20 protein-coding genes are annotated in these 20,473 nt (G+C 63.1%); 16 read left to right on the top strand and 4 right to left on the bottom strand.

Annotated elements, in window-relative coordinates; genetic code table 11:
- Positions 1-131 precede the first annotated feature (131 nt).
- Complete coding sequence (locus J5M71_RS20175) at positions 132-1,403, bottom strand: cystathionine gamma-synthase family protein (protein ID WP_207835650.1); 1,272 nt, start codon at positions 1,401-1,403, stop codon at positions 132-134.
- 170 nt (positions 1,404-1,573) lie between these two features.
- On the bottom strand, positions 1,574-2,458 hold the full coding sequence (locus tag J5M71_RS20170) for a homocysteine S-methyltransferase family protein (protein ID WP_172827477.1): 885 nt from the start codon (positions 2,456-2,458) through the stop codon (positions 1,574-1,576).
- A gap of 118 nt (positions 2,459-2,576) precedes the next feature.
- Here J5M71_RS20170 and J5M71_RS20165 point away from each other — a divergent pair, with 118 nt between their 5' ends.
- Together J5M71_RS20165 and J5M71_RS20160 are read left to right on the top strand one after the other, a co-directional pair.
- Positions 2,577-3,398, top strand: a complete 822-nt coding sequence (locus tag J5M71_RS20165) for an ABC transporter substrate-binding protein (RefSeq protein ID WP_207835648.1) — start codon at positions 2,577-2,579, stop codon at positions 3,396-3,398.
- Positions 3,395-4,216 carry an amino acid ABC transporter permease gene (locus J5M71_RS20160; RefSeq protein WP_207835635.1) on the top strand — a complete coding sequence of 274 codons (822 nt, stop codon included), beginning with the start codon at positions 3,395-3,397 and terminating at the stop codon, positions 4,214-4,216. The genes J5M71_RS20165 and J5M71_RS20160 overlap by 4 nt, the downstream gene beginning before the upstream one ends.
- 114 nt (positions 4,217-4,330) lie before the next feature.
- On the opposite strand, the gene J5M71_RS20155 is transcribed toward J5M71_RS20160, so the two are convergent.
- Positions 4,331-5,260, bottom strand: a complete 930-nt coding sequence (locus J5M71_RS20155) for a malate dehydrogenase (protein ID WP_207835632.1) — start codon at positions 5,258-5,260, stop codon at positions 4,331-4,333.
- 277 nt (positions 5,261-5,537) lie between these two features.
- On the opposite strand from J5M71_RS20155, the gene J5M71_RS20150 reads away from it, so the two are divergent.
- From J5M71_RS20150 to J5M71_RS20130, 5 genes are all read left to right on the top strand, one after another.
- Positions 5,538-6,941 carry an ATP-binding protein gene (locus J5M71_RS20150; protein WP_243434277.1) on the top strand — a complete coding sequence of 468 codons (1,404 nt, stop codon included), beginning with the start codon at positions 5,538-5,540 and terminating at the stop codon, positions 6,939-6,941.
- On the top strand, positions 6,926-8,275 hold the full coding sequence (locus tag J5M71_RS20145; protein ID WP_207835630.1) for a sigma-54 dependent transcriptional regulator: 1,350 nt from the start codon (positions 6,926-6,928) through the stop codon (positions 8,273-8,275). Before J5M71_RS20150 ends, J5M71_RS20145 begins: the two co-directional genes overlap by 16 nt.
- 338 nt (positions 8,276-8,613) lie before the next feature.
- On the top strand, positions 8,614-9,129 hold the full coding sequence (locus J5M71_RS20140) for a hypothetical protein (RefSeq protein ID WP_243434276.1): 516 nt from the start codon (positions 8,614-8,616) through the stop codon (positions 9,127-9,129).
- Positions 9,130-9,141: 12 nt separating this feature from the next.
- Complete coding sequence (locus J5M71_RS20135; protein WP_207835626.1) at positions 9,142-10,416, top strand: MFS transporter; 1,275 nt, start codon at positions 9,142-9,144, stop codon at positions 10,414-10,416.
- A gap of 71 nt (positions 10,417-10,487) precedes the next feature.
- Entirely contained in the window at positions 10,488-11,741 is a 1,254-nt protein-coding gene (locus J5M71_RS20130; protein WP_207835624.1) for an arsenic transporter, read from the top strand.
- A gap of 185 nt (positions 11,742-11,926) precedes the next feature.
- Here the strand turns inward: J5M71_RS20130 and J5M71_RS20125 are convergent, their stop codons facing one another.
- The gene (locus tag J5M71_RS20125) at positions 11,927-12,817 is read right to left on the bottom strand and encodes a LysR substrate-binding domain-containing protein (RefSeq protein WP_015268872.1); all 891 of its coding nucleotides are present in this window, start codon (positions 12,815-12,817) and stop codon (positions 11,927-11,929) included.
- Positions 12,818-12,926: 109 nt separating this feature from the next.
- On the opposite strand from J5M71_RS20125, the gene J5M71_RS20120 reads away from it, so the two are divergent.
- The 9 genes from J5M71_RS20120 to J5M71_RS20080 all read left to right on the top strand — a co-directional run bounded on the left by J5M71_RS20120 (position 12,927) and on the right by J5M71_RS20080 (position 20,461).
- Positions 12,927-14,465 carry an MFS transporter gene (locus tag J5M71_RS20120; protein WP_207835622.1) on the top strand — a complete coding sequence of 513 codons (1,539 nt, stop codon included), beginning with the start codon at positions 12,927-12,929 and terminating at the stop codon, positions 14,463-14,465.
- Between the two features lie 37 nt (positions 14,466-14,502).
- Positions 14,503-15,669, top strand: a complete 1,167-nt coding sequence (locus J5M71_RS20115; protein WP_207835620.1) for an MFS transporter — start codon at positions 14,503-14,505, stop codon at positions 15,667-15,669.
- 257 nt (positions 15,670-15,926) lie between these two features.
- A complete protein-coding gene (locus J5M71_RS20110; RefSeq protein WP_207835617.1) occupies positions 15,927-16,634 on the top strand; it encodes a thioesterase in 708 nt (235 codons plus the stop codon).
- Positions 16,635-16,674: 40 nt separating this feature from the next.
- Positions 16,675-17,460, top strand: coding sequence for an AfsA-related hotdog domain-containing protein (locus J5M71_RS20105; RefSeq protein WP_207835615.1), 786 nt, complete (start codon positions 16,675-16,677; stop codon positions 17,458-17,460).
- A gap of 15 nt (positions 17,461-17,475) precedes the next feature.
- Entirely contained in the window at positions 17,476-17,778 is a 303-nt protein-coding gene (locus tag J5M71_RS20100; protein WP_085626691.1) for a hypothetical protein, read from the top strand.
- Positions 17,771-18,469 carry an SDR family oxidoreductase gene (locus J5M71_RS20095; RefSeq protein WP_085626692.1) on the top strand — a complete coding sequence of 233 codons (699 nt, stop codon included), beginning with the start codon at positions 17,771-17,773 and terminating at the stop codon, positions 18,467-18,469. Before J5M71_RS20100 ends, J5M71_RS20095 begins: the two co-directional genes overlap by 8 nt.
- Positions 18,470-18,518: 49 nt before the next feature.
- Complete coding sequence (locus tag J5M71_RS20090) at positions 18,519-18,758, top strand: phosphopantetheine-binding protein (protein ID WP_085626693.1); 240 nt, start codon at positions 18,519-18,521, stop codon at positions 18,756-18,758.
- 9 nt (positions 18,759-18,767) lie between these two features.
- Positions 18,768-19,796: a ketoacyl-ACP synthase III gene (locus tag J5M71_RS20085; RefSeq protein WP_207835613.1), complete on the top strand. Its 1,029-nt coding sequence runs from the start codon at positions 18,768-18,770 to the stop codon at positions 19,794-19,796.
- Positions 19,797-19,810: 14 nt separating this feature from the next.
- Positions 19,811-20,461 (top strand): HAD family phosphatase, encoded by a 651-nt coding sequence (locus J5M71_RS20080; RefSeq protein ID WP_207835612.1) that lies wholly within the window; start codon positions 19,811-19,813, stop codon positions 20,459-20,461.
- Positions 20,462-20,473: the final 12 nt, after the last annotated feature.

The raw sequence follows: 20,473 nt of genomic DNA, 5'->3' as shown, positions 1-20,473 counted from the left end.
ATGAAAGTTGGCGGGCAAGGACGTTGCAACGACCTCGTCTTGGCAGAGCGAAGCGAATTGCCTTGCATATTGTTTTTGTTCGACTTCATGAAGTGGCACCCACCGCAAGGAGCGGGTGCTACGCGCCTGCCTCAGGCCTGTGCTTCGGCCAGGCAGGCGTCTTCGTCACCGTGCAGTTCCTTTGCTGCGGCCAACTCCTGACGCACCGATGCACAGGCCTGTGCCAGGTCTGCCAGCAGGTCCTCGGTGTCCTCGATGCCCACCGAAATGCGCACCAGCCCTTCGGAAATGCCCAGGGCCAGTCGTTCTTCGAGGGTGTTTTCCACATGGCTGGTGGTGCGTGCCGGGCCGTAGATGGTTTCTACCGCGCCCAGGTTGCCCGCCCGATGGGCGTACTTCAGGCGCGGCAGCAGCCGCGCTACGGTGGGCATGCCGCCCTTGAGCACGAAGCTGACGATGGCGCCGAAGCCACGCATCTGCGCCTTGGCGATCGCATGGCCGGCGTGCTGGGGCAACCCGGGGTAGTTGACCGCTTCAACCAGCGGCTCGGTGGTCAGGTAATGCGCCAGGGCCTGGGCACTGGCCTGTTGCTGACGCACGCGCAGGGCCAGGGTCTTGATACCGCGGATGATCAGGTAGGCGGAAAACGGGTCCAGCGCCGCACCGTTGATCTCGCGGTAGTGGCGTACCTGCGCCATCAACGACTCGGCACCGCACACCACCCCGCCCAGCACGTCACCGTGCCCGGACAGGAACTTGGTCGCGCTGTGCACTACCACGTCCACGCCCAGGGCCAGCGGGTTCTGGTTCAGCGGGGTAGCGAAGGTGTTGTCGGCCACTACCACGGCGCCGGCCTGCCGGGCGGCAGCGCTCAGCCGCTGGATGTCCAGTACCTTCAGGGTGGGGTTGGTTGGGGTTTCCAGATACAGCAGGTCGCAACCTGCGGCGATCTCGCGCTCCAGCGCCTCGGTGTCGAGGGTGTCACACAGGCAGACCTGCACGCCCATGCGCGGCAGGAACTCTTCGAAAATCTTGTTGGTGCCGCCGTAACTGTCGCGGGTCGATACCACTCGCTTGCCGCTTGAGAGGAACGTGTGCAGCACGGCACTGATGGCAGCCATGCCGCTGCTGAATGCCACCGCCGACTCGGACTGCTCCAGCTCGCACAGTTTCGCTTCCAGCGTGGCGACTGTCGGGTTGCTCATGCGGCTGTAGATGTAGCCCGGCAACTTGCCCTGCGCCACGTCGTACCAGGCATCGATGTCGTTGTAGCCGTAGGCGGCACTGACCACGATCGGGGTCTGGGTAGCGTTGTACGGGTGCTGGACCTGCTCCCCGCTCCACACCACTCGTGTACCGATACCGACCGCTGCATTGCCCACGCTTTTTTCGTTGTTGTTCATATCCGGTTCCCGCACCGCTGAGTTTTGTACACCGATTCAGCATCGGCTTTCAGCGGACTATAGGGGCATGGCGGGGGGACTGAAAAACGATGGAATCCGGGTCTGAGTAACGTTTTTTTTAATGGCTGGATGCCGAGCGGGCGCGGAAGCCGCCCGGCACCCTGCCGGCTTCACGCCAGGTTGCGTTTCAGCTCGGCAATATGCTCCGGGCCGATGCCACAGCAGCCGCCGATCATGCTGGCACCCCGCGCGCGCCAGTCGTTGGCCCATGCCAGGTAACCCGGCGGGTCCAGGTCTTCGCGCAGCTCATCCAGGCCGTCGTTGGCGGTGGCTTCCTTCGGTTGCGGCGGGAAGGCGTTGGCATAGGCGCCGATGGCGATGTCGGCGTTGTGTCGCTCGATGACTGAGCGCGCTACCTCCAGTGCAGCGCCAATGACCTCGGGCTGGCTGCAGTTGAACAGCACGGCCGCCACCCCCAGGCCGACCACGGCTTCGATGGCATCGGCCACCGGCTCGCCGGAACGCAGGCGGGGTACCTCGTCGACTTCTTCGTCCTGCAAGGTGAACGACACCCAGAACGGCCTGCCGTCTGCAGGCAAGTGGCCGTGGATGGCCCGCACCTCGGCAACCGAGCTCTGGGTTTCCGCCAGCCACAGGTCAACATGCGGGGCCAGGCCCTGCAGCAAGGGGGTCAGCACCTCCTCGACGCGCTCGGGCTGGAACAGGTCCGGACGATACGAGCCGAACAGCGGCGGCAGCGAGCCTGCCACCCTGACCGGGTGCGCACCGGCATCGGCGGCATGTCGCGCCAGCTGGCCGGCGATATTGGCCAGTTGTCGCCCTTCCTTGGCAAAACGCTCTTCGCCGATGTGAAACGGCACCACCGCATAGCTGTTGCTGGTAATGACCTGGGCACCGGCAGCGATGAACGCTGCGTGCACGCCAACCACCGCTTCCGGTGCCTCGCTCAGCGCCAGCGCCGACCACTCGGGCTGACGGAACGGCGCCCCGCTGCGCTGCAGTTCACGGCCCATGCCACCGTCGAGAATTACCATTGCTCGCTGTTTCATATAACTACTCTAAAGGTACTTATGAATAAAATTCACTAGGTGGGTGACACTTATAACTATTAAATACAGCCTCCTATAATTGGCCAACATTTCAGGTATGTCCATGCGATTTTCTACTGTGCTCGGTGCGGGCCTTGTGCTGCTCGCAACTGCTTCCCAGGCCTTTGCCGGTGCCACGCTGGAGCGGGTTGAATCGCGCAAGGAACTGGTCAACGTCCTGATGGAAAGCTACCCGCCGTTTTCCTTCCTCAATGACCAGAACCAGCTGGACGGTTTCGACGTGGATGTGGCCAAGGCCGTGGCGGACAAGCTGGGCGTCAAGCTGCGCCTGGAAACCCCTTCGTGGGACGTGATCGCCGCTGGCCGCTGGAGCGGCCGCTACGACATCTGCATCTGCTCGATGACCCCGAGCAAGGCCCGCGCCGAAGTGTTCGACTTCCCGGTGGAGTACTACGCATCGCCTGCGGTGATCGTGGTCAACGCCAAGGATGAGCGCATCCATGGGGCCAAGGACCTGGAAGGCCGCAAGGTGGGTTTGACCAGTGCATCGAGCTACGAGAGCTACCTGAACAAGAACCTGGTGATCGAAGGCAACGAAGACAAGAAGCTCGAATACCCCTTCGAGTTCGTGCAGATCGCGCCTTACGACACCGACAACGTTGCCTTCCAGGACCTGGGCCTGGGCGCCGGCGTACGCCTGGATGCCATCCTTACCAACCTGGTGACCGCACAGCCGCGCCTGGACCAGGACAAACGCTTCAAGCTGGCCGGCGCCCCGCTGTATGAAGAGCCGAACTCGGTGGCCATCGAGAAAGGCGACCCTGAGTGGGATGCCAAGGTGCGCCAGGTGTTTGCCGAGTTGAAGGCCGATGGCACCCTGGCCAAGCTGTCGCAGAAATGGATTGGCGCCGATATCAGCAAATGAGCACCTTTCCCCCATCCCCCAAGCCCGTGGTCAAGCCCACGGGCGCCGGCCTGTTCGGCTTTCGCACCCGGCTGCTGCTGACCTGGCTGGCGCTGTTCGGCCTGTTCGTCGCGTTTTTCCTCAGCTTCGACCTGAAGTTTTCGATCATCCTGGAGAAGTTTCCCAACCTCGCCGGTTTCAAGCTGGGGCCCAACGGCTTTCTGCAAGGCGCAGCGCTGACCCTGTTCCTGTGCCTGTGCTCGATGGTGGTATCGGTGCTGTTCGGCTTTGCCGCCGCGCTGGCGCGGTTGTCGAACAGCGCAGTGCTGGTGGGGGTCGCCAGCTTCTACACCTCGTTCTTCCGCGGCACACCGCTGCTGATCCAGATTCTGCTGATCTACCTGGGGCTACCGCAGCTGGGCGTGGTACCGGGCGCCATCAGCGCCGGCATCATCGCCCTGTCGCTGAACTACGGGGCCTACCTGAGCGAAATCTTCCGGGCCGGCATTCTTGGCGTCGCGCGCGGGCAACGTGAAGCAGCGCTGGCGCTGGGCATGCGCACGCCGCAGATTTTCTGGCATATCGTCCTGCCCCAGGCCATGCGGGTGATCATTCCGCCTACCGCCAACCAGTTCATCTCGATGCTGAAGGACTCATCGCTGATATCGGTGATGGGGGTGTGGGAGGTGATGTTCCTGGCGCAGTCGTACGGGCGGTCGAGCTATCGGTACCTGGAGATGCTGACCACGGCGGCAGTGATCTACTGGGTGCTGTCGATCTTGCTGGAGCTGGTGCAGGCGCGGCTGGAGCGGCATTTTGGCAAGGCTTATCAGCGCTAGGGGCCAGGCTGGGTTGGCAGGGACACTGTGGGAGCAGCTTTAGCCGCGAACACCGGCGCAGCCGGTGCCAGGCACCGCGCTGGATTCTTCGCGGCTAAAGCCGCTCCCACAGCGTTACAGCGCCTTCATTTCAGCAATATCCCGCGCCACCTGATCAGCCGATTGATCGAACATCGCCTGCTCCTGCGCATCCAGCGGCAACTCGATTACCCGCGCCAGCCCCTCTTCTGCCAGTACGCAGGGCACCCCCATGGCGATATCCGTGCGCCCGTACTCGCCCTGCAGAATCGCCACCGCCGGCAAGATGCGGTTTCGCCCGTTGGCGATCGCATCGACCATCTGTGCAATCGCCACACCCGGCGCATCGCAGGCGCTGCCCAGCTTCTTCAACCCCAGAATCTCGCCACCGCCCTTGCGCGTGCGCTCCACGATCTGCTCGATCTGTTCACTGGACAGGAAGTGTGACAGCGGCACCGAACCGATCTGGCAGTAGCGCATCAGCGGCACCATGCTGTCGCCATGCCCGCCCAGTACCAGCGCCGTGATATCCCGGGCGGAAAACCCGGTCTGCTCGGCGATGAAGCACTTCATGCGTGCGGTATCAAGCACACCCGCCTGGCCGAACACCTTGTTGCGCCCCTGCCCGCTCAGGCTCCAGGCGCGATAGGTGAGCACATCGACCGGGTTGGACACCACCAGCACCGTCGCGGTTGGCGCATGGTGTTTGATGTCGGCCATGATGCCGTCGAGGATGGGCAGGTTGGTACTGAGTACATCCTGCCGCGACTGCCCAGGCTTGCGCGGCACCCCTGCGGTGATGACCACCAGCTCGGAGCCCTGCAGCATTTCAGCCTTGGCCCCGCCGTAAACCCGGGTATCGGACCCCGACTCGACTGCCGCCTGCCACACGTCCAGCGCCTTGCCTTGTGCCATCTCGCCCTGCACATCCATCAACACCAGCTCACGGCACAACTCTTCCCGAGCAATGATCTGCGCCGCCGCCTCGCCGACCATGCCGGCACCCACGATTGTCAGTTTGTTCACGTGACACCTCCCAGCGGCGCGCGCCACCAGGAACACGCCTGCAATACAGAGAAGTATCGCCTGCTGAGGCGAAAAGACCACACAAAGGCAAAGGGAAGCGGTACGCGTACCCTGTGGGAGCGGCTTTAGCCGCGAAGAATCCAACGCGTTGCCTGGCACCGGCTGCGCCGGTGTTCGCGGCTAAAGCCGCTCCCACAGAGTCCCCGCTAATTCAACTGACCGTGTCCTTGCACGGCGATTTCCCATCTGGCAAGGTTGCCATCAGAACGCCCCCCGATTGACCAGCGGTGCGCCACATCAAAGGAAACCTGACCTGTCGCTGCAACCCTCCGTTCGACGTGATCTGCTGATTCTGTGGCTTTCCATTGCCGCCGTTGCGCTGGTGCTGGGATGGCTGCTGCTGGTCATCAGCCGCCAAGGCGCCGGCCCGCAGATTGCGCAGGCGCGCCAACTTACCTCGACCAGTTGCCAGGCGCTGCAGGCAGGTGCAGCACGCGTTCGCCAGCAACTTCCGTCTGCGCAAGATCAACCCTATCTCATGACCCCAGCTGCAGCGCAGGCGGTGCTTGATTTGGCACTGCGCGATCAGCCGGGCATGGAGGGCGGCTTCTGGCGAGCGGATGCGGGCGTGGTGGCCTACGCGTTCCCAACCTACGACGGCACGGGAATCAAGCGCGATCCGCCGAGTGCCGAGTTGGAGCGCATTGCCTCCACGGCCCAACGCGCGCAGGATTCCGCAAGCCTCGTGGCAGACGTGCGACCGGGTTTACGCGAAGCCGTGGCTTTCGCCGCATGCCCTGTGGAGAGCGCTGACCGGCACCTGATCGCCTGGACCCTGATGCGCGTGCCGCTTTTGGCCACAGAAACAGTCAACACCTTGATCCTCGCGGTGAGCCTGCTGCTGGCGCTGGTCGTGGTCTCCGGCGCATGGCTGGGTTGGATGATTTCGCGTTGGCAGCGCCAGTCCGCCCATCTGCGCAAGCAACTGGCCCAGTCCGAACGCCTGGCCACGTTGGGGCGTGTTTCCGCCGGGCTCGCGCACGAAATCCGCAACCCTTTGGGCACGATGCGCATGAAGGTGGAAAACGCGATGGCTGCCCCGGCCGACCGGCGCGAAGCACGTGTGGCTGGCGCCCTGGAGGCGGTACTGTCGCAAACGGCACGCCTGGAGACGCTGGTGTCGAGCCTGTTGGCGTTGACCCAACCGTTCCACGCCGAGCGCCAGGCGGTTGACCTGCAGGCATGGCTGGAGGAGCGGCGCAATGCCCACGCCGAAGCGGCGCAAAATAAAGGGGTACGAATCACACTGGCAGTTGAACCGGGGCTGACCGCCAGCGCGAAGGAGGTTGCGCTGTTCGACCCAGCACAAATGGCGCGGGTCTTTGACAACCTGTTGCTCAATGCGCTGGCGCACACGGAAGAACGCGGTGAAATCGAACTTGGTGCGCATCGCACGCGCCGTGGCGCATTGCTGTTGTGGGTGGCGGACGATGGCTGCGGCATTCCGGCCGACTTGCGCGATACACTGTTCGAACCGTTCGCCACCAACCGCGCTGGAGGTACCGGCCTGGGACTGGCGCTGGTGCGCGAGATCGTGCAGGGGCACGGCGGGCGGGTCGGTCTCGCCAAGTCGACCAAGGGAACGCGTATAGAAATGGAGCTACCGTGGCCCGAATCCTGATCGTCGACGATGACGCCGCGTTCCGCGACAGCCTTGCAGAAATGCTGCAAGACCTGGGGCATGCGGTGCTGCAGGCTGAAACCACCGATGCAGGCCTGCACCGACTGCGCACCGAGGACGTGGATGTGGCCATCGTCGATCTGCGCCTGCCGGGCGAGGATGGCCTGGTGTTCCTGCGCCGCGCGGCGCGCATCTCGCAGGTGCCCTGCATCATGCTCACCGCCTATGCGAGCGGCGGCAACACCATCGAGGCGATGAGCCTGGGCGCGTTCGACCATCTGACCAAGCCCGTGACCAGGGCCGCCCTGCTCGAAACGCTCGAACGGGCCCTGCGGCGAGCAGCCCACACCCCGGACAGGCCCCAGGCGGCCGGGGCATCACCTGCCACAAGAGAGCCCGTGGATGGCACCGAACTGGTCAGCAGCAGCGAGGCCATGCGCCAGGTCTTCAAGCGCATCGGGCTGGCCGCGAACTCCGATGCCACCGCCTTGATCCTCGGCGAGACGGGCACCGGCAAGGAACTGGTGGCGCGGGCCCTGCATCGCAACAGCGGCAGAGCCAGCGGCCCCTTCGTTGCAGTGAACTGCGCCGCGATCCCGGCCGACCTGATGGAAAGCGAGCTGTTCGGGCATGTCAAAGGTGCGTTCACCGGTGCCGTCAACGACCGTATCGGGCGCTTTCGTGAGGCCGATGGCGGCACCCTGTTCCTCGACGAAATAGGCGATATGCCGCTGGCCACGCAGGCGAAGATCCTGCGGGTGCTGCAGGAACGCGAGATCACCCCCGTGGGCGCCAACCGCGTCCAGCCGGTGAACGTGCGCATCATCGTGGCCACCCACCGGGACCTGCCCAGCGCGGTCAAAGAGGGGCGCTTCCGCGAAGACCTGTGGTACCGCCTGCAGGTAGTGCCCCTGTGGCTGCCGCCGCTGCGTGAGCGCCTGGGCGACGTGCTGCTGCTGGCCGAACACTTTCTACGCCTGCTGGGCGGCGACTCGCCCAAGCGCTTGAGCGCGGCGGCAGCCCGCTTACTGCTGGCCCATCCCTGGCCTGGCAACGTGCGCGAACTGCGTAACGCCATGGAGCGCGCGGCCATCCTCAGCCACGGCCCGGTCATCGATGTCGAACACATCGGGTTACAGCCTGCGGCTGCGCTCACCCCGGGCCTGGACATCGACTGGGAAGGCCCCATGGCACAGGCCGTTGCCCGCCTGGAGCGCGAAATGATCGTGCGCGCCCTGGCTGCGACGGCAGGCAACCGCGCAGAGGCGGCGCGGCGCCTCGGCCTGTCTCGCCAGCAGCTCTATCGCAAGCTGGCCGAGTTCAATCTGGACTAACCCCTTCGCACGCAAACCGGTGTCCGATCTCGTGACACCCTGGCGTCACGAGATCGGACGGCAGATCGCCTGGAAACTTCATAAGTATTTGATTTTATTGGAAATATTATTTGGCATGGTGCTTGCCCTGCAGGTTGGCTGCTTTCCCGACCCAAGGAGCTTCTCCAATGTCCAGGTATTTCATCGCTACGTCTGTTGCGTTGGCATTCGGCCTGTGTAGCCTCAGCGCACAGGCCGCGCCCGCCGATCCGCCCTCCCCTCTGCCTGCAATACCACATCAAGGGGTCGACGCACCCGGCCTGACGGGCCAGTACACGGTGGAAGGCCAGGTTCAGCGCATGCTCATCAATCCCTACGGTGAGGTCGACGGCCTGCGCCTGAGCAACGGAACCATTGCCAGGTTTCCACCGCACATGGCCGATGCGCTCACGGCCACGGTCAAGGTGGGGGACGCCGTTCGCATCATCGGGCGGGCGGAGACACGAGGCACGGTCAAGGCCGACGCCATCATCCACGCCGACAGCGGGCGCACCGTGTACGACCAACCGCCGCCGGTTGGCCAAGGCCGAGTGCTGCCGCCACACCTGCGCGCCCAGCGTCTGCAGCCCCAGCAGGTGGAAGGCCATGTGGACACCGTGCTCACTGGCCCACGGGGCGAGGCCAACGGCGTCATCCTGAGCGATGGCAGCATCGTTCGTTTCCCGCCAGAGAGCCTGCGTCTTTCCGTGCAGACGGGGGCACCGTTCGCGGCCTCCGGGCTGGGCACGCGCAATGCGTTTGGCACCGCTTTGGAAGCGGTCAGCATGGGCACCACGTTATCCACCCTGCAGCCGCTCTACGACCGCGCGCCATAAGGGAATGCCGCTATGCACCCGGCAACACCTTCCATACCCCCGGCGCATGCCAGCTCACGACGCTGGCTGTCCGGCCTCAACTTCTTCCTGGCCGACGTCCGTGATGGCCTGGGCCCCTTCCTCGGCGTGTTTCTGGCCAGCCAGGGCTGGCGCGCTGATGACATCGGCTACGTGATGGCCGCCGGCGGCATCGCAGGCATGCTGGCGACCACGCCGATGGGCGCCTGGATCGACGCTTCGCGCCACAAGCGACTTCTGCTGGCAAGCGGCACCCTAGCACTCATGCTCGCCACGGCAGCGCTATGGACGGCGCCATCGTTCGGCGTCGTCATCGCCTCCCAGGTGGTGACGGGTGCTGTGGGCGCGTTGATGGGCGCCGGCATCATGGGCATCACCTTGGGCATCGTTGATCAGCGAGACTTGTCTCGGCAGCTCGGCATCAACGAGGCCTGGAACCATGCCGGCAACGTGGTCGCGGCTGCATTGGCCGGGCTGGCAGGCTACCGCTGGGGGCTGTCAGCCGTCTTCGTGCTGATGGCCGTGATGGCATGCGCAGCCCTTGCATGCTTGCGCAAGATCAACCCACAGGACATCAACCATGAGCGGGCCCGCGGTGGTGACCTCACCGGCAACCTGCCTGCGCAAGGCACCAGCCCCTCGCCTTCCCTGGTGCGGGTTTTGACGGACTCGCGCGAGCTGTGCCTGCTCGCGGTCACCATGCTGCTGTTCCACCTGGGCAATGCCGCGATGCTGCCCTTGCTGGCGCAGTCGGTCGTCACGCGTGGGCTGGCCGACCCCAGCGCCTTCACGGCATCGACCGTCATCGTGGCGCAGCTGGTGATGATTCCTGTGGCACTTTGGGCCGGGAGGTATGCCTCTCGGCATGGGTATCGGGCACTGATCATTACCGCCCTGTTGGCCTTGCCCTTGCGAGGGCTGATCGCCGGTTTCTGGGAGTCGCCGTGGGCACTGATTCCGGTACAGGCCCTTGACGGCATCGGGGCGGGTCTACTGGGGGTCGCCTTGCCTGGGCTTGTCGCTTGCATTCTGCGCGGCACTGGGCACGTCAATGCAGGGCTTGGTGCTGTGATGACGATCCAGGGGATAGGCGCGGCCATGAGCCACGCACTCGCCGGTTGGATCGCGCAACATTTCGGCTATGGCGCAGCCTTCGTCGTTCTGGGTATCGTGGCTGCACTCGGACTACTCACCTATCAGACAGGCCTTCGCAAGGGACATCCAAGTCGGCAACAGTCAGCTCAGCCCAATCACTTTGACAAGATATAGCGTGCTGCACGCCCCCCAAAGGCCGGCACGGCCATGCCGCGCCAAGTCATTCATTCACCTGAGTAAACTGCATGCCCGTATTTGATCCATCCTCGCTCATCTGGACCGTCGCCGCCGTGGCGACCGGCGGGGTAATCCTGCGCCCCTGGCGGGTGCCGGAGTATATCTGGGCGGTCGGCGCCGCTTTGTTGCTGACCGTGTTTGGCCTGGTGCCACTGCACACAGCCCTCGCCGCTGTTGCCGAGGGTGGCGATGTGTACTTGTTTCTGATCGGTATGATGGTGCTGGCCGAACTGGCACGCCAGGAAGGGCTGTTCGACTGGCTGGCCATGTACGCGGTGCAGCATGCCCGGGGCTCCGGCCAGCGCCTGTTCGACCTGGTATTCCTGGTGGGGGTACTGGTAACGGTGTTCCTCTCCAACGATGCCACGGCGGTGGTGCTGACCCCAGCGGTGTACGCCGCCTGCAGGGCGGCCAAGGCCGAGCCGCTGCCCTATCTGTTCATCTGTGCCTTCATCGCCAATGCCGCCAGTTTTGTGCTGCCCATTTCCAACCCGGCCAACCTGGTAGTGTTCGGCAGCCAGATGCCGCCGTTGCTGGAGTGGCTGCGGCAATTCACCTTGCCATCGCTGGCCGCCATCGGCCTGACCTACCTGGTGCTGCGGCTGGCCCAGCGCAAGCAGATCCGCCAGCCCCTGGCGACGGCCATCGACGTGCAACCGCTGTCCAGCGGTGCACGTTTATGCGCGCTGGGTATCGTGCTGACAGGTGTACTGTTGCTGCTGACCTCCGCCCTGGACCGGCAGCTCGGCTTACCCACCTTCTGCGCCGGCATCGCCACGGCCGGGCTGATTCACCTGCGCCAACGGCGCAACCCGATGCCGGTGCTCAAAGGCGTGGCATGGGGCGTACTGCCGTTGGTCGCGGGCCTGTTCGTGCTGGTGGAAGCGGTGGCACAGACGGGTGTGATCGAGCACCTGGCCCATGGCTTGGCCGCGCTGGCGCGCAGCTCCGAGCACCAGGCGAGCTGGGGCGCCGGCGTGATCGCGGCTATCGCCGGCAACCTGATGAACAATCTGCCGACCGGCCTGATCGCAGGCTCCGTTGGCCATATTGTCGATTTACCCGCGAGAACCACTGCGGCGCTGCTGATTGGCGTCGACCTCGGGCCGAACCTGTCGATTACCGGCTCCCTGGCCACTTTGCTCTGGCTGGTTGCCGTTCGCCGTGAAGGCGAACACGTCGGTGCCTTGGACTTCCTGCGCCTGGGGGCGCTGGTAATGCCGCCTGCCTTGATCGGGGCGTTGGGGTTGCTTCATTTGTGAAGCGCTCGCAAGCGGTCCGCGTACCGTGTGGGAGCGGGCGTGCCCGCGAAGAATCCAACGCGGTGCCTGGCACCGGCTGCGCCGGTGTTCGCGGCGGTTCGACGCCTCGACACGCCCGCTCCCACTAGGTCACTGCCAACTCAATGAGTTATGTGTTGTGGAGATCGTTGGAGGCGCCGGGCAATTTACGCCTTGAACAAACGCTCGGCGATGAAGTCGACGAACACACGGATCTTCGGCGACAGGTGGCGGCTCGATTGCCACAGTGCCCAGAACTGGCCCTGGTCGGAGGTATGCGCATCAAGCAGGCTTTCCAGGGCGCCAGTCCTGACCGATTCACGTACCAGAAAGTCCGGCATGTAGGCGATGCCATGGCCGTCCACCGCTGCCATCAGCATTGCCTCCATGTTGTTCAGCGTCAGCACCGTGGGTAAGCGCAACTGGGTAATCTCGGGATCGGCGCCGAGGCTCCAGTCCATGATCTTGCCGGTCGTGACGAAGCGATAGCGCAGGCAGTCGTGTCGCTCCAGGTCGGCTAGCGTCTGGGGCCGCCCCTTGCGTGCCAGGTAGGTAGGCGCTGCGCACAGGACAAAGCGGAACGGCCCGAGCTTGCGCGACATCAATTTTGAATCGGCTAGCCCACCACTGCGGATCACCACATCGAAGCCATCGTCGATCAGGTCGACCAGGTGGTCGTTGAAGTCCATTTCCAGTTCGATTTCAGGGTATGCCTTGCGAAAAGCCGGCATCAACGGCAGCAGAAAACGGTAGCCGATGGTCGGGAGGCTGACCCGCAAGCGACCACGCGGGGCCTGTATCGCATGGGACAGCATGGCCTCCGCATCCTGGAGGTCGTCGAGGATGCGCCGGCAGCGCTCATAGAACAGTTGGCCTTCCGCCGTCAGGCTGACCTTGCGCGTACTGCGCTGGAACAGCCGCACCTTCAACGAACTCTCCAGGCGGGCAACGTTCTTGCCGACCGCCGATGCGGAAATACCCATCGCCCGCGCCGCGCTGACAAAGCTCAACGACTCGGCGGTTTTCACGAAGGCGAGGATGCCGTTCAGGCTTTCCATGGCATTACTTCCCTTTTGTCCATTATGAGTGGAGTTCCAGCCTGTTTATCCAGCATTGCGGCCACTATAGATTTAACGCACACGGTGCTACAACAGGAGGGATAGCGCAATGGATCAGGCTACTGATCACACCCCGCACGCGGGCCGTTACTATGTTCTGGCAGCCATCTGCCTGGCCGCCCTGGTGCTGCCGCTGAGTTTCACCGGTGGCGCCGTGGCCACGCCGGCCATCGGCAAGGCCTTCGATGCCGAGCCGTCCTCGCTTACCTGGATCACCAACGCCTTCATGCTCAGTTTCGGCAGCCTGCTGATGGCAGCCGGAACCCTGTCGGACATTTACGGGCGAAAGCGCCTGTTCACGCTGGGCCTGGCCCTGTTCGTCATCGTCAGCATCCTGCTGGCGAGCGTCTACAGCATCGTCTGGCTTGATGCCTTGCGGGCGGTGCAAGGCGTTGCCGCCGCCGCTGCCCTGGCCAGCGGTTCCGCCGCCTTGGCCCAAGAGTTCGAGGACCAGGCCCGCACGCGCGCGTTCAGCCTGCTTGGCACCACGTTCGGGCTGGGCCTGGCGTTCGGGCCGATGGTCAGCGGCCTGCTGATCGAACAGTTCGGCTGGCGCTCGATCTTCGTCAGCACCGCGGTCCTTGCTGCGATCTCGCTGCTGGCGGCGTTGTCACGGATGCGCGAAAGTTTCAACCCCGAAGCGCCCAAGCTGGACCTGCCCGGTGTGCTTGCCTTCTCGAGCATGCTCGCACTGTTTACCACTGCGATCATCCTGGGGCCGCAGGCCGGCTGGCGCTCCCCACTGATCCTGGGCCTGTTCGGCGGCGCGGCACTGAGTTTGCTGGCGTTCGTGACCATCGAGCTGCGCGCCAGGCAGCCGATGCTCGAGCTGAGCCTGCTGAAATACCCGCGCTTTGTCGGGGTGCAGATTCTGCCGATCGGCACCTGTTATTGCTACATCGTGCTGATCGTGCTGCTTCCGTTTCGCTTGATCGGCGTAGAAGGCATCGCCCCGATGCACAGCGGCCTGATCATGCTGGCACTGTCGGCGCCGATGCTGGTGGTCCCGCTGCTGGCCGCCTGGTTGACCCGCTGGGTAAGTGCTGGCGTGCTGTCGGCTGCAGGCTTCCTGGTGGCGGCCGCGGGGTTGTACCTGTTGGCCCATGCCGCTATTGGCGATTACCAGCAACTGGTGCTGGCAATGCTGGTGATTGGTATCGGCACCGGTTTCCCTTGGGGCCTGATGGACGGGCTGGCGGTTAGCGTGATCCCCAAAGAGCAAGCAGGCATGGCCGCCGGCATCTTCAACACCACCCGGGTAGCGGGCGAAGGTGTCGCCCTGGCGATCACCATCGCCCTGCTCACCGCGTTGGTAGGTAACAGTCTCGGGCGCGTACTGCCTGCCGGCGATTACAGCGAACTGGCGCAGCGCCTGGTGATGGGCGACCTGGGCCAGGTTCAGGGCGTTGACCCCATGCTGCTGCAGGCCGCGTATCTGGACGGCTTCGGCACCTTGGTGCTGGTGCTGATCGGCTTCACCGTGTTGTCGGCTGGAGCGGCGTTCTTCTTGCTTGGGCACGACGAGCAGGCAAGGCATGCCAAAGCGCCTCACAGCAGCCTGCCAGCCTCCGATTCGGTGCGGGGCTGACGACGGCATGGCGATTACACGCAACAACGGGATCCCTGTGCTCGCCCTCGTCGGCCTGGCGGTGGTCTGTGGCCTGTCGGTGGCAAACGTGTACTTCAATCAGGCCCTTCTGCCGTTACTCGCCACAGCGTTGCAAGTGGGCACGGGTGAAGTCAGCTGGATAGCCACAGCTTCACAGCTTGGTTATGCGCTAGGAATGCTGCTGATTGTGCCCTTGGGTGATCGCCTCGATCCACGTCGACTGTGCCAAGCCCTGCTGGTCTGGACCGCAGTGATGCTCGGTCTGGCCAGCATTACCAGTAGCCTGGCAGGCCTGGCGACGCTGAGTGCGCTAGTGTGCATGGGCACCTGCATTCCACAGGTGATGTTGCCCTATGTCGCTGGGCTGTCCTGCGCCCAGCATCGTAGCCGCAACCTTGCCCTGCTGCAGACCGGCCTGGTGGCCGGGATCCTGCTGTCGCGCTCGTTGGCCGGGCTGCTTAGCGAGCTTGCCGGGTGGCAGGCGGTGTACCGCTGCGCCGCCCTCGGTATGCTGGCTTGCGCGCTAGCCCTGCCCGGGTTGATCGACGCCCGCCCGCGCACTACCGGTGCACCCGGCTATGCGCAACTCATGTACTCAATGGCCGGCCTGCTGCGCGTCGAGCCCCTGTTGCGTTTGTCGTGCGTGCTGGGCGCCAGCCTGTTCGCTGCGTTCAGTGCATTCTGGTCGGTGATCGCCTTCAAATTGCAGGCATCGCCTCTGGGCCTGAGCAACGCTGACATTGGCATCTTCAGCTTCTGGGGCGCGCTGGCTGGCCTGCTCACGCCCATGGCGGGCAAGCTGTGTGACCGCTACGGCACGGTAGCCATGAGCATCCTGTCGATCGTGCTGGCGTGCCTCGCCTTCACGCTGCTGATCAGCTGGCCGCAACTGGGCGTGCTGCTACTCGGCGCCAACTTGCTGTGCTTCGCGCTGCAGTTGGGGCAAGTGTGCAACCAGAGCAGGATCTTCAGCCTCAGTGCGGAGTACCGCAGTCGCCTGAACACTGTGTACATGGTATGCAACTTCTGTGGCGGCGCCCTGGGCAGCGCCATGGGCGGCTGGCTCTGGCAGCACTGGCACTGGAAAGGCCCGCTACTATTCGGCCTGGCCTGCTCCCTCGGGGCCGGCGCTACATTGTTTACGATGTTACGGCCACACACCGGCACGTTACCCAGCCAGTGATTTCAAAAAAACGCCACCTGCCCGGTGGCGTTTTTTTTTGCCCAGCCAGCACTGCCCCCTAATAAACCACAATCCACTGTTCTCCAATGGGTACTGTCGCGCCGGCATATTCAACTTATAGTCCGGAGTCTTCAGCCTAAAATGCTCAAATACCACGAAATATCCTGAAATATAATTTCGCACATTAAAGGCCCATCAGGGCAGCCACCGCCTTGCTTGGCATACCGCCCATAGAATGATTATCGACGGGTTTGAACATGCGTGCATGCAACACTCAAAAAAGTATTGTCTTCATTCCCTTTGCCGGGGGTAGCAGCCGTGCATTCAAAGCGCTTCAGAGCACTCTTTCGCCGGGCGTCGACTGTATCGACATTCATTATTCAGGCCGTTATCAAGGCGCACTCGCACCGTCACCCACTACTGTAGGACACATGGCCAATGAGGTGATCGAGCACCTTCACAAGTCACGCCCAGCCCAGGTCGTGCTGTTTGGCTACAGCCTTGGCGCATTGGTGGCATATGAAGTCGCACAGCGCCAAGCGGCCATGCCGTGGGCCATCACCGAACTGGTGGTAGCGGCCTGTCGCCCGCCGCATCTGTTCAGCTGCCATGGCGTCAGGGTACACGATGAAGATGACGATTTTCTCGACTCTATTGCCACGTTCGGCACCGTTCCCCCCTACTTGTATAGCAACCCGGCCGCACGTAAATACCTGCTGCCCAACCTCAGGAACGACTTCCGTGCAGCGAGCACCTACTGCCATCGGCCTCGCCCGCAGTTGAATACACCGCTGACAGCCATAGCCGGTGCCCAGGACAGTTTCGCTCCATTCGCAGAGGTCCGGGCGTGGCGCCAATATAGCAACGGGCGTTTTTCCGAACATTGCCTGCCTGGCCGTCACTTCTTCTACCAAACCCAAACAGACCGATTGTCAGAGATATTGCTGGACGCACTTGCTGCCTGAAACACCGCCATCATCATTTAACTAACTGCAGAGGTAAAACATGGAAGCGCTCGCTCAGGCTTTGCCCGCCTCACTGTGCCCGTTTGCCGCAGGCGCTGTTGAGACCGATAACAAAACCGCCAACAACAAACATTACATCGTGGTTGGCAACCGTATAAAAAATCACTGCAACAATGACCTGTTCATTTCCGCAGATGCCGCCCACGCCCTTGCAAGTTCCGGACAGGCCGCACTGACATTGCATATTGGCCAGGGCGTCAGCGATGATCAACTTTCGAACTTGTACGCACTAAATAAACCGCAAGTCAGCCTGGTACCGGAACAGCTGAGCGTTCGTGCCTGCAGAAGCACAACGCATAAACATGAACGGCACAATATTGCCATCTCGAAAGTGGTCGATAACGGCAATGGCACCTTCAGCGCGGCGCTGATGATCGATGAAGCCAACGCCGAGCTCAGCGACCATCTCACCGGCCAGCACATCTCCGGAATGATGATCGTGGAAGCCGCCCGACAGCTGTCGATCGCCACCGCCGAACAGTTCTACATCGCACCCGCGGCCCGGGGCAAAGCCAACTTCATCACCAACAGCATTCGGGTCGATTACAACGACTTCCTGTTGCCGGTACCGACAGAAATCCTGTGCATTCCGGTCACCCTCAAGCGCAGCGGGCCGATCAACTTCCGCTTCACCGTCGCCATGCAGTTCCGCCAGCAAGGACGGGCCCTCGCGACGGTCGAGTTCGATACCTCGGTGATCGACTCGCGCTACTTCTACCTGAAGGAAAACCAGCTGCTGCACCGTTACATCACGATGATGGACTGACACAAGGAGCGTCCCATGAAGTCCCGTATCCTGGAAATTATCTACACCGCCATCCGCCTGGAAAACCAGAGCCTGGCTCACCCCATCGACCTGGCCGCCGGCGAAAAAACCGCGCTGTACGGGCATGGCGGTGCCCTGGACTCAATGAGCCTGGTGTCCATCGTTGTCGAAGTCGAGGCACTGCTCGAACAGCAACTTGATGTGCGCCTGACCCTGGTCAACGACAGCGCCATGTCGGCGGTACGCAGCCCGTTCGCCACCGTCGGTTCGTTCGCCAACTACATCAGCAAGCGTTGCGCCGAGGTGGAACATGGCTGAGCCGATCACGCTCATCACCGGCACCCGTAAAGGTATCGGTCGGCACTTGGCCGAGCACTACCTGACGCGTGGTCATCGGGTCATTGGTTGCAGCCGCCAGGCTAGCGATCTTGACCATCCCGGGTACGAACACTTCGCCCTGGACGTGGCCGACGAGGCCGCTGTGCTAGCCATGGTCAGCGAGATCCGCCGCCGGCACCAACGCCTGGATCACCTGATCAACAACGCCGGCATCGCCAGTATGAACCACTCGCTGCTCACCCCCTACAGTACCGCTGAACAGATCGTGCGCACCAACCTGCTCGGTACCTTTCTACTTAGCCGCGAGGCGGCAAAGCTGATGAAGCGTGAGGGTGCCGGGCGCATCATCAACTTCTCCACGGTGGCCAGGCCACTCAAGCTCGAGGGTGAAGCGCTGTACGCGGCCTCCAAAGCCGCTGTTGAAACCCTCACCGCAGTGATGGCCAAGGAGCTTGCCAGCTACGGGATCACGGTCAATGCCCTTGGGCCGACACCGATCGACACCGACCTGACCCGCGCCATTCCTGCGTCGAAGATGAACGCATTGCTACAGCAACAGGCGATCAAGCGCTTGGGCAGCTTCGATGACGTCAGCCATGTCACCGACTTTTTCCTGTCGGCGCAGAGCGACTTCATCACCGGCCAGGTGATCTACCTCGGCGGGCTCTGACCGCATCTGCCCCCACCCTATCGGCTTTACCCAACTGGAGACATACAGCATGGACATACTCGCCCTGAAAAAAGAGCTGGCCGGGCTTCTGGAACTGCCCGAATCGAAACTTGCCGATGACCTCCTGCTTGAGCCTTTGGCCACTTGGGACTCGCTGACCAAGGTGACCTTGCTTGGCGTGCTCAATGACCAGTTCGGCCTTGCCCTGCACCCGGAGATCCTGGACGAACTGAACACCCTCGGTGAACTGTTCGAAGCGGTCGCCAGCAGCCTCGCAGAACCTGCCTGAGGTACTCCGATGAACAGCACCCTTCATGGCCTTTCGATCCGCGCGGTTTCATCGGCGCTGCCGGATCGTCAACTCACCCTCGATGACTTCGCCGCGCTGTTCGGTGAGCGCGAAGCCGCGCGGATTGCCAAAAGCACCGGCATCGGCAGTGTGCGAATCGCCGGTGAGCTGTCCACTACCGATCTCGCCTGTGGTGCGGCTCGCAGCCTGTTTGACACCGCCGATGTCGACCCGTACAGCATCGATGCGCTCGTGCTGGTGACCCAGACACCTGATGTACTGATGCCGGCGAGCAGCGCAATACTCGCAGCCCGACTCGGCCTGCGCCGGGACATCCCGGCGTTCGACCTCAATTTCGGTTGCTCTGGCTACGTGTATGGCCTGTTCCAGGCCTCGCTGCTGGTTGCCAGCGGTAGCTGCCGACGCGTGTTGCTGTGCACCAGCGACGTCATCAGCAAGCTGTTACAGCCACAGGACCATCATGTGCGCATGGTGTTCGGCGACGGTGCCAGCGCCACCCTGGTAGAGGCTGGCCCACACAGTTTCTCGTTCGCTTTTTCCACCGACGGCAACGGCGCCAGGCATCTGGGGACACCGTTACGGTATCAGGCCGCAGAGCGCGAGCCAGGCACCACCAGCGCAGCAATTGGCAGCCTGTTCATGGACGGTGCGCAGGTGATGAACTTCGCCTTGGAGCAGGTTCCGGCCGCACTGCATGCCTTCTTGCATGAGCTGCAGCTACCGGCTGACAGCATCCCGTACTTCCTGCTGCACCAAGCCAACGCCTTCATGCTGCATTACCTCGGCCGAAAGCTTGGCATCGACGCGGCTCGCATCCCGGTGCATGTGGACGGTATCGGCAACACCGGGCCGTCATCGATCCCTGTACTACTGTCGGCCAGCCCGGATGCCGAACGCCTGCGCCAGGACAACCTGGTGGCTTGTGGCTTTGGCGTCGGCCTTTCGGTTGGCCTGGCGCATTTGTCGCTGCGCGACACCCTGCTGATTCCCCCCGTCACCCTGACGACTTCACTCTGACAAGGACAACACCCATGACTACTCAGGCAATCTGGTTCGACTTCGGCGGCGTACTCTCCCCCTCTATCGCTGAGTTGTACCGAGTCTATGAAGGCAAGACCGGCATCAACCGCCAGCAGATGGAAGCGGCCATGCACGAAGTCGCACGTCCACTGGGCGTGCAGTTCCAGGCCCCCATTGAGCTTGCCCTGATGACCCAGGTGGAATGGGGGCAGGCAATGAGCGCCGCGCTGCGCAAGTTGTATCCCGGCATCGACCTCAGCCGCTGCGATTTCGACAACCACGGCGAGCAGTGGTTTGCCGACCATGAGGTCAACCCGCACATGTTCGAACTGTTCCACGAGGTCAAGGCGGCCGGGGTAAAGGCGGCCATCCTCACCAACAATACCGTTGAGTGGGAAACGTCGTGGCGGCGCATGGTCGGCCTGGACGACGTCACGGACGGCATCATCGATTCGTGCAAGGTCGGCCTGCGCAAGCCAGACCCACGCATCTTCGCGCTGGCTGCCCGCGAGCTGGGTGTAGACGACCACGGCTGTGTACTGATCGACGACGTCGAGGAGAACTGTGAGGCGGCCCGCGCCGCCGGCTGGCAGGCGATTCACTTCCAGGACAGCCTCGAAGTGTGCGACGCCGTGCGCGCGCTGCTTTATCCATCCCGTTGACACGTGGCAGGC

Origin of the sequence: Pseudomonas sp. 43(2021) (genome assembly GCF_017490805.1) — a bacterium.
Classification (GTDB): Bacteria; Pseudomonadota; Gammaproteobacteria; order Pseudomonadales; family Pseudomonadaceae; genus Aquipseudomonas.
This window is presented reverse-complemented; position numbering and strand designations above follow the sequence as displayed.

Bases quoted from the DNA above. Each gene is read 5' to 3' on its own strand.
- J5M71_RS20080 (WP_207835612.1), top strand. From the start codon at position 19,811: ATGACTACTCAGGCAATCTGGTTCGACTTCGGCGGCGTACTCTCCCCC.
- J5M71_RS20130 (WP_207835624.1), top strand. From the start codon at position 10,488: ATGCCCGTATTTGATCCATCCTCGCTCATCTGGACCGTCGCCGCCGTG.
- J5M71_RS20175 (WP_207835650.1), bottom strand. From the start codon at position 1,403: ATGAACAACAACGAAAAAAGCGTGGGCAATGCAGCGGTCGGTATCGGT.
- J5M71_RS20085 (WP_207835613.1), top strand. From the start codon at position 18,768: ATGAACAGCACCCTTCATGGCCTTTCGATCCGCGCGGTTTCATCGGCG.
- J5M71_RS20100 (WP_085626691.1), top strand. From the start codon at position 17,476: ATGAAGTCCCGTATCCTGGAAATTATCTACACCGCCATCCGCCTGGAA.
- J5M71_RS20110 (WP_207835617.1), top strand. From the start codon at position 15,927: ATGCGTGCATGCAACACTCAAAAAAGTATTGTCTTCATTCCCTTTGCC.
- J5M71_RS20125 (WP_015268872.1), bottom strand. From the start codon at position 12,817: ATGGAAAGCCTGAACGGCATCCTCGCCTTCGTGAAAACCGCCGAGTCG.
- J5M71_RS20105 (WP_207835615.1), top strand. From the start codon at position 16,675: ATGGAAGCGCTCGCTCAGGCTTTGCCCGCCTCACTGTGCCCGTTTGCC.
- J5M71_RS20165 (WP_207835648.1), top strand. From the start codon at position 2,577: ATGCGATTTTCTACTGTGCTCGGTGCGGGCCTTGTGCTGCTCGCAACT.
- J5M71_RS20135 (WP_207835626.1), top strand. From the start codon at position 9,142: ATGCACCCGGCAACACCTTCCATACCCCCGGCGCATGCCAGCTCACGA.
- J5M71_RS20160 (WP_207835635.1), top strand. From the start codon at position 3,395: ATGAGCACCTTTCCCCCATCCCCCAAGCCCGTGGTCAAGCCCACGGGC.
- J5M71_RS20170 (WP_172827477.1), bottom strand. From the start codon at position 2,458: ATGGTAATTCTCGACGGTGGCATGGGCCGTGAACTGCAGCGCAGCGGG.
- J5M71_RS20090 (WP_085626693.1), top strand. From the start codon at position 18,519: ATGGACATACTCGCCCTGAAAAAAGAGCTGGCCGGGCTTCTGGAACTG.
- J5M71_RS20095 (WP_085626692.1), top strand. From the start codon at position 17,771: ATGGCTGAGCCGATCACGCTCATCACCGGCACCCGTAAAGGTATCGGT.
- J5M71_RS20140 (WP_243434276.1), top strand. From the start codon at position 8,614: ATGCTCATCAATCCCTACGGTGAGGTCGACGGCCTGCGCCTGAGCAAC.
- J5M71_RS20120 (WP_207835622.1), top strand. From the start codon at position 12,927: ATGGATCAGGCTACTGATCACACCCCGCACGCGGGCCGTTACTATGTT.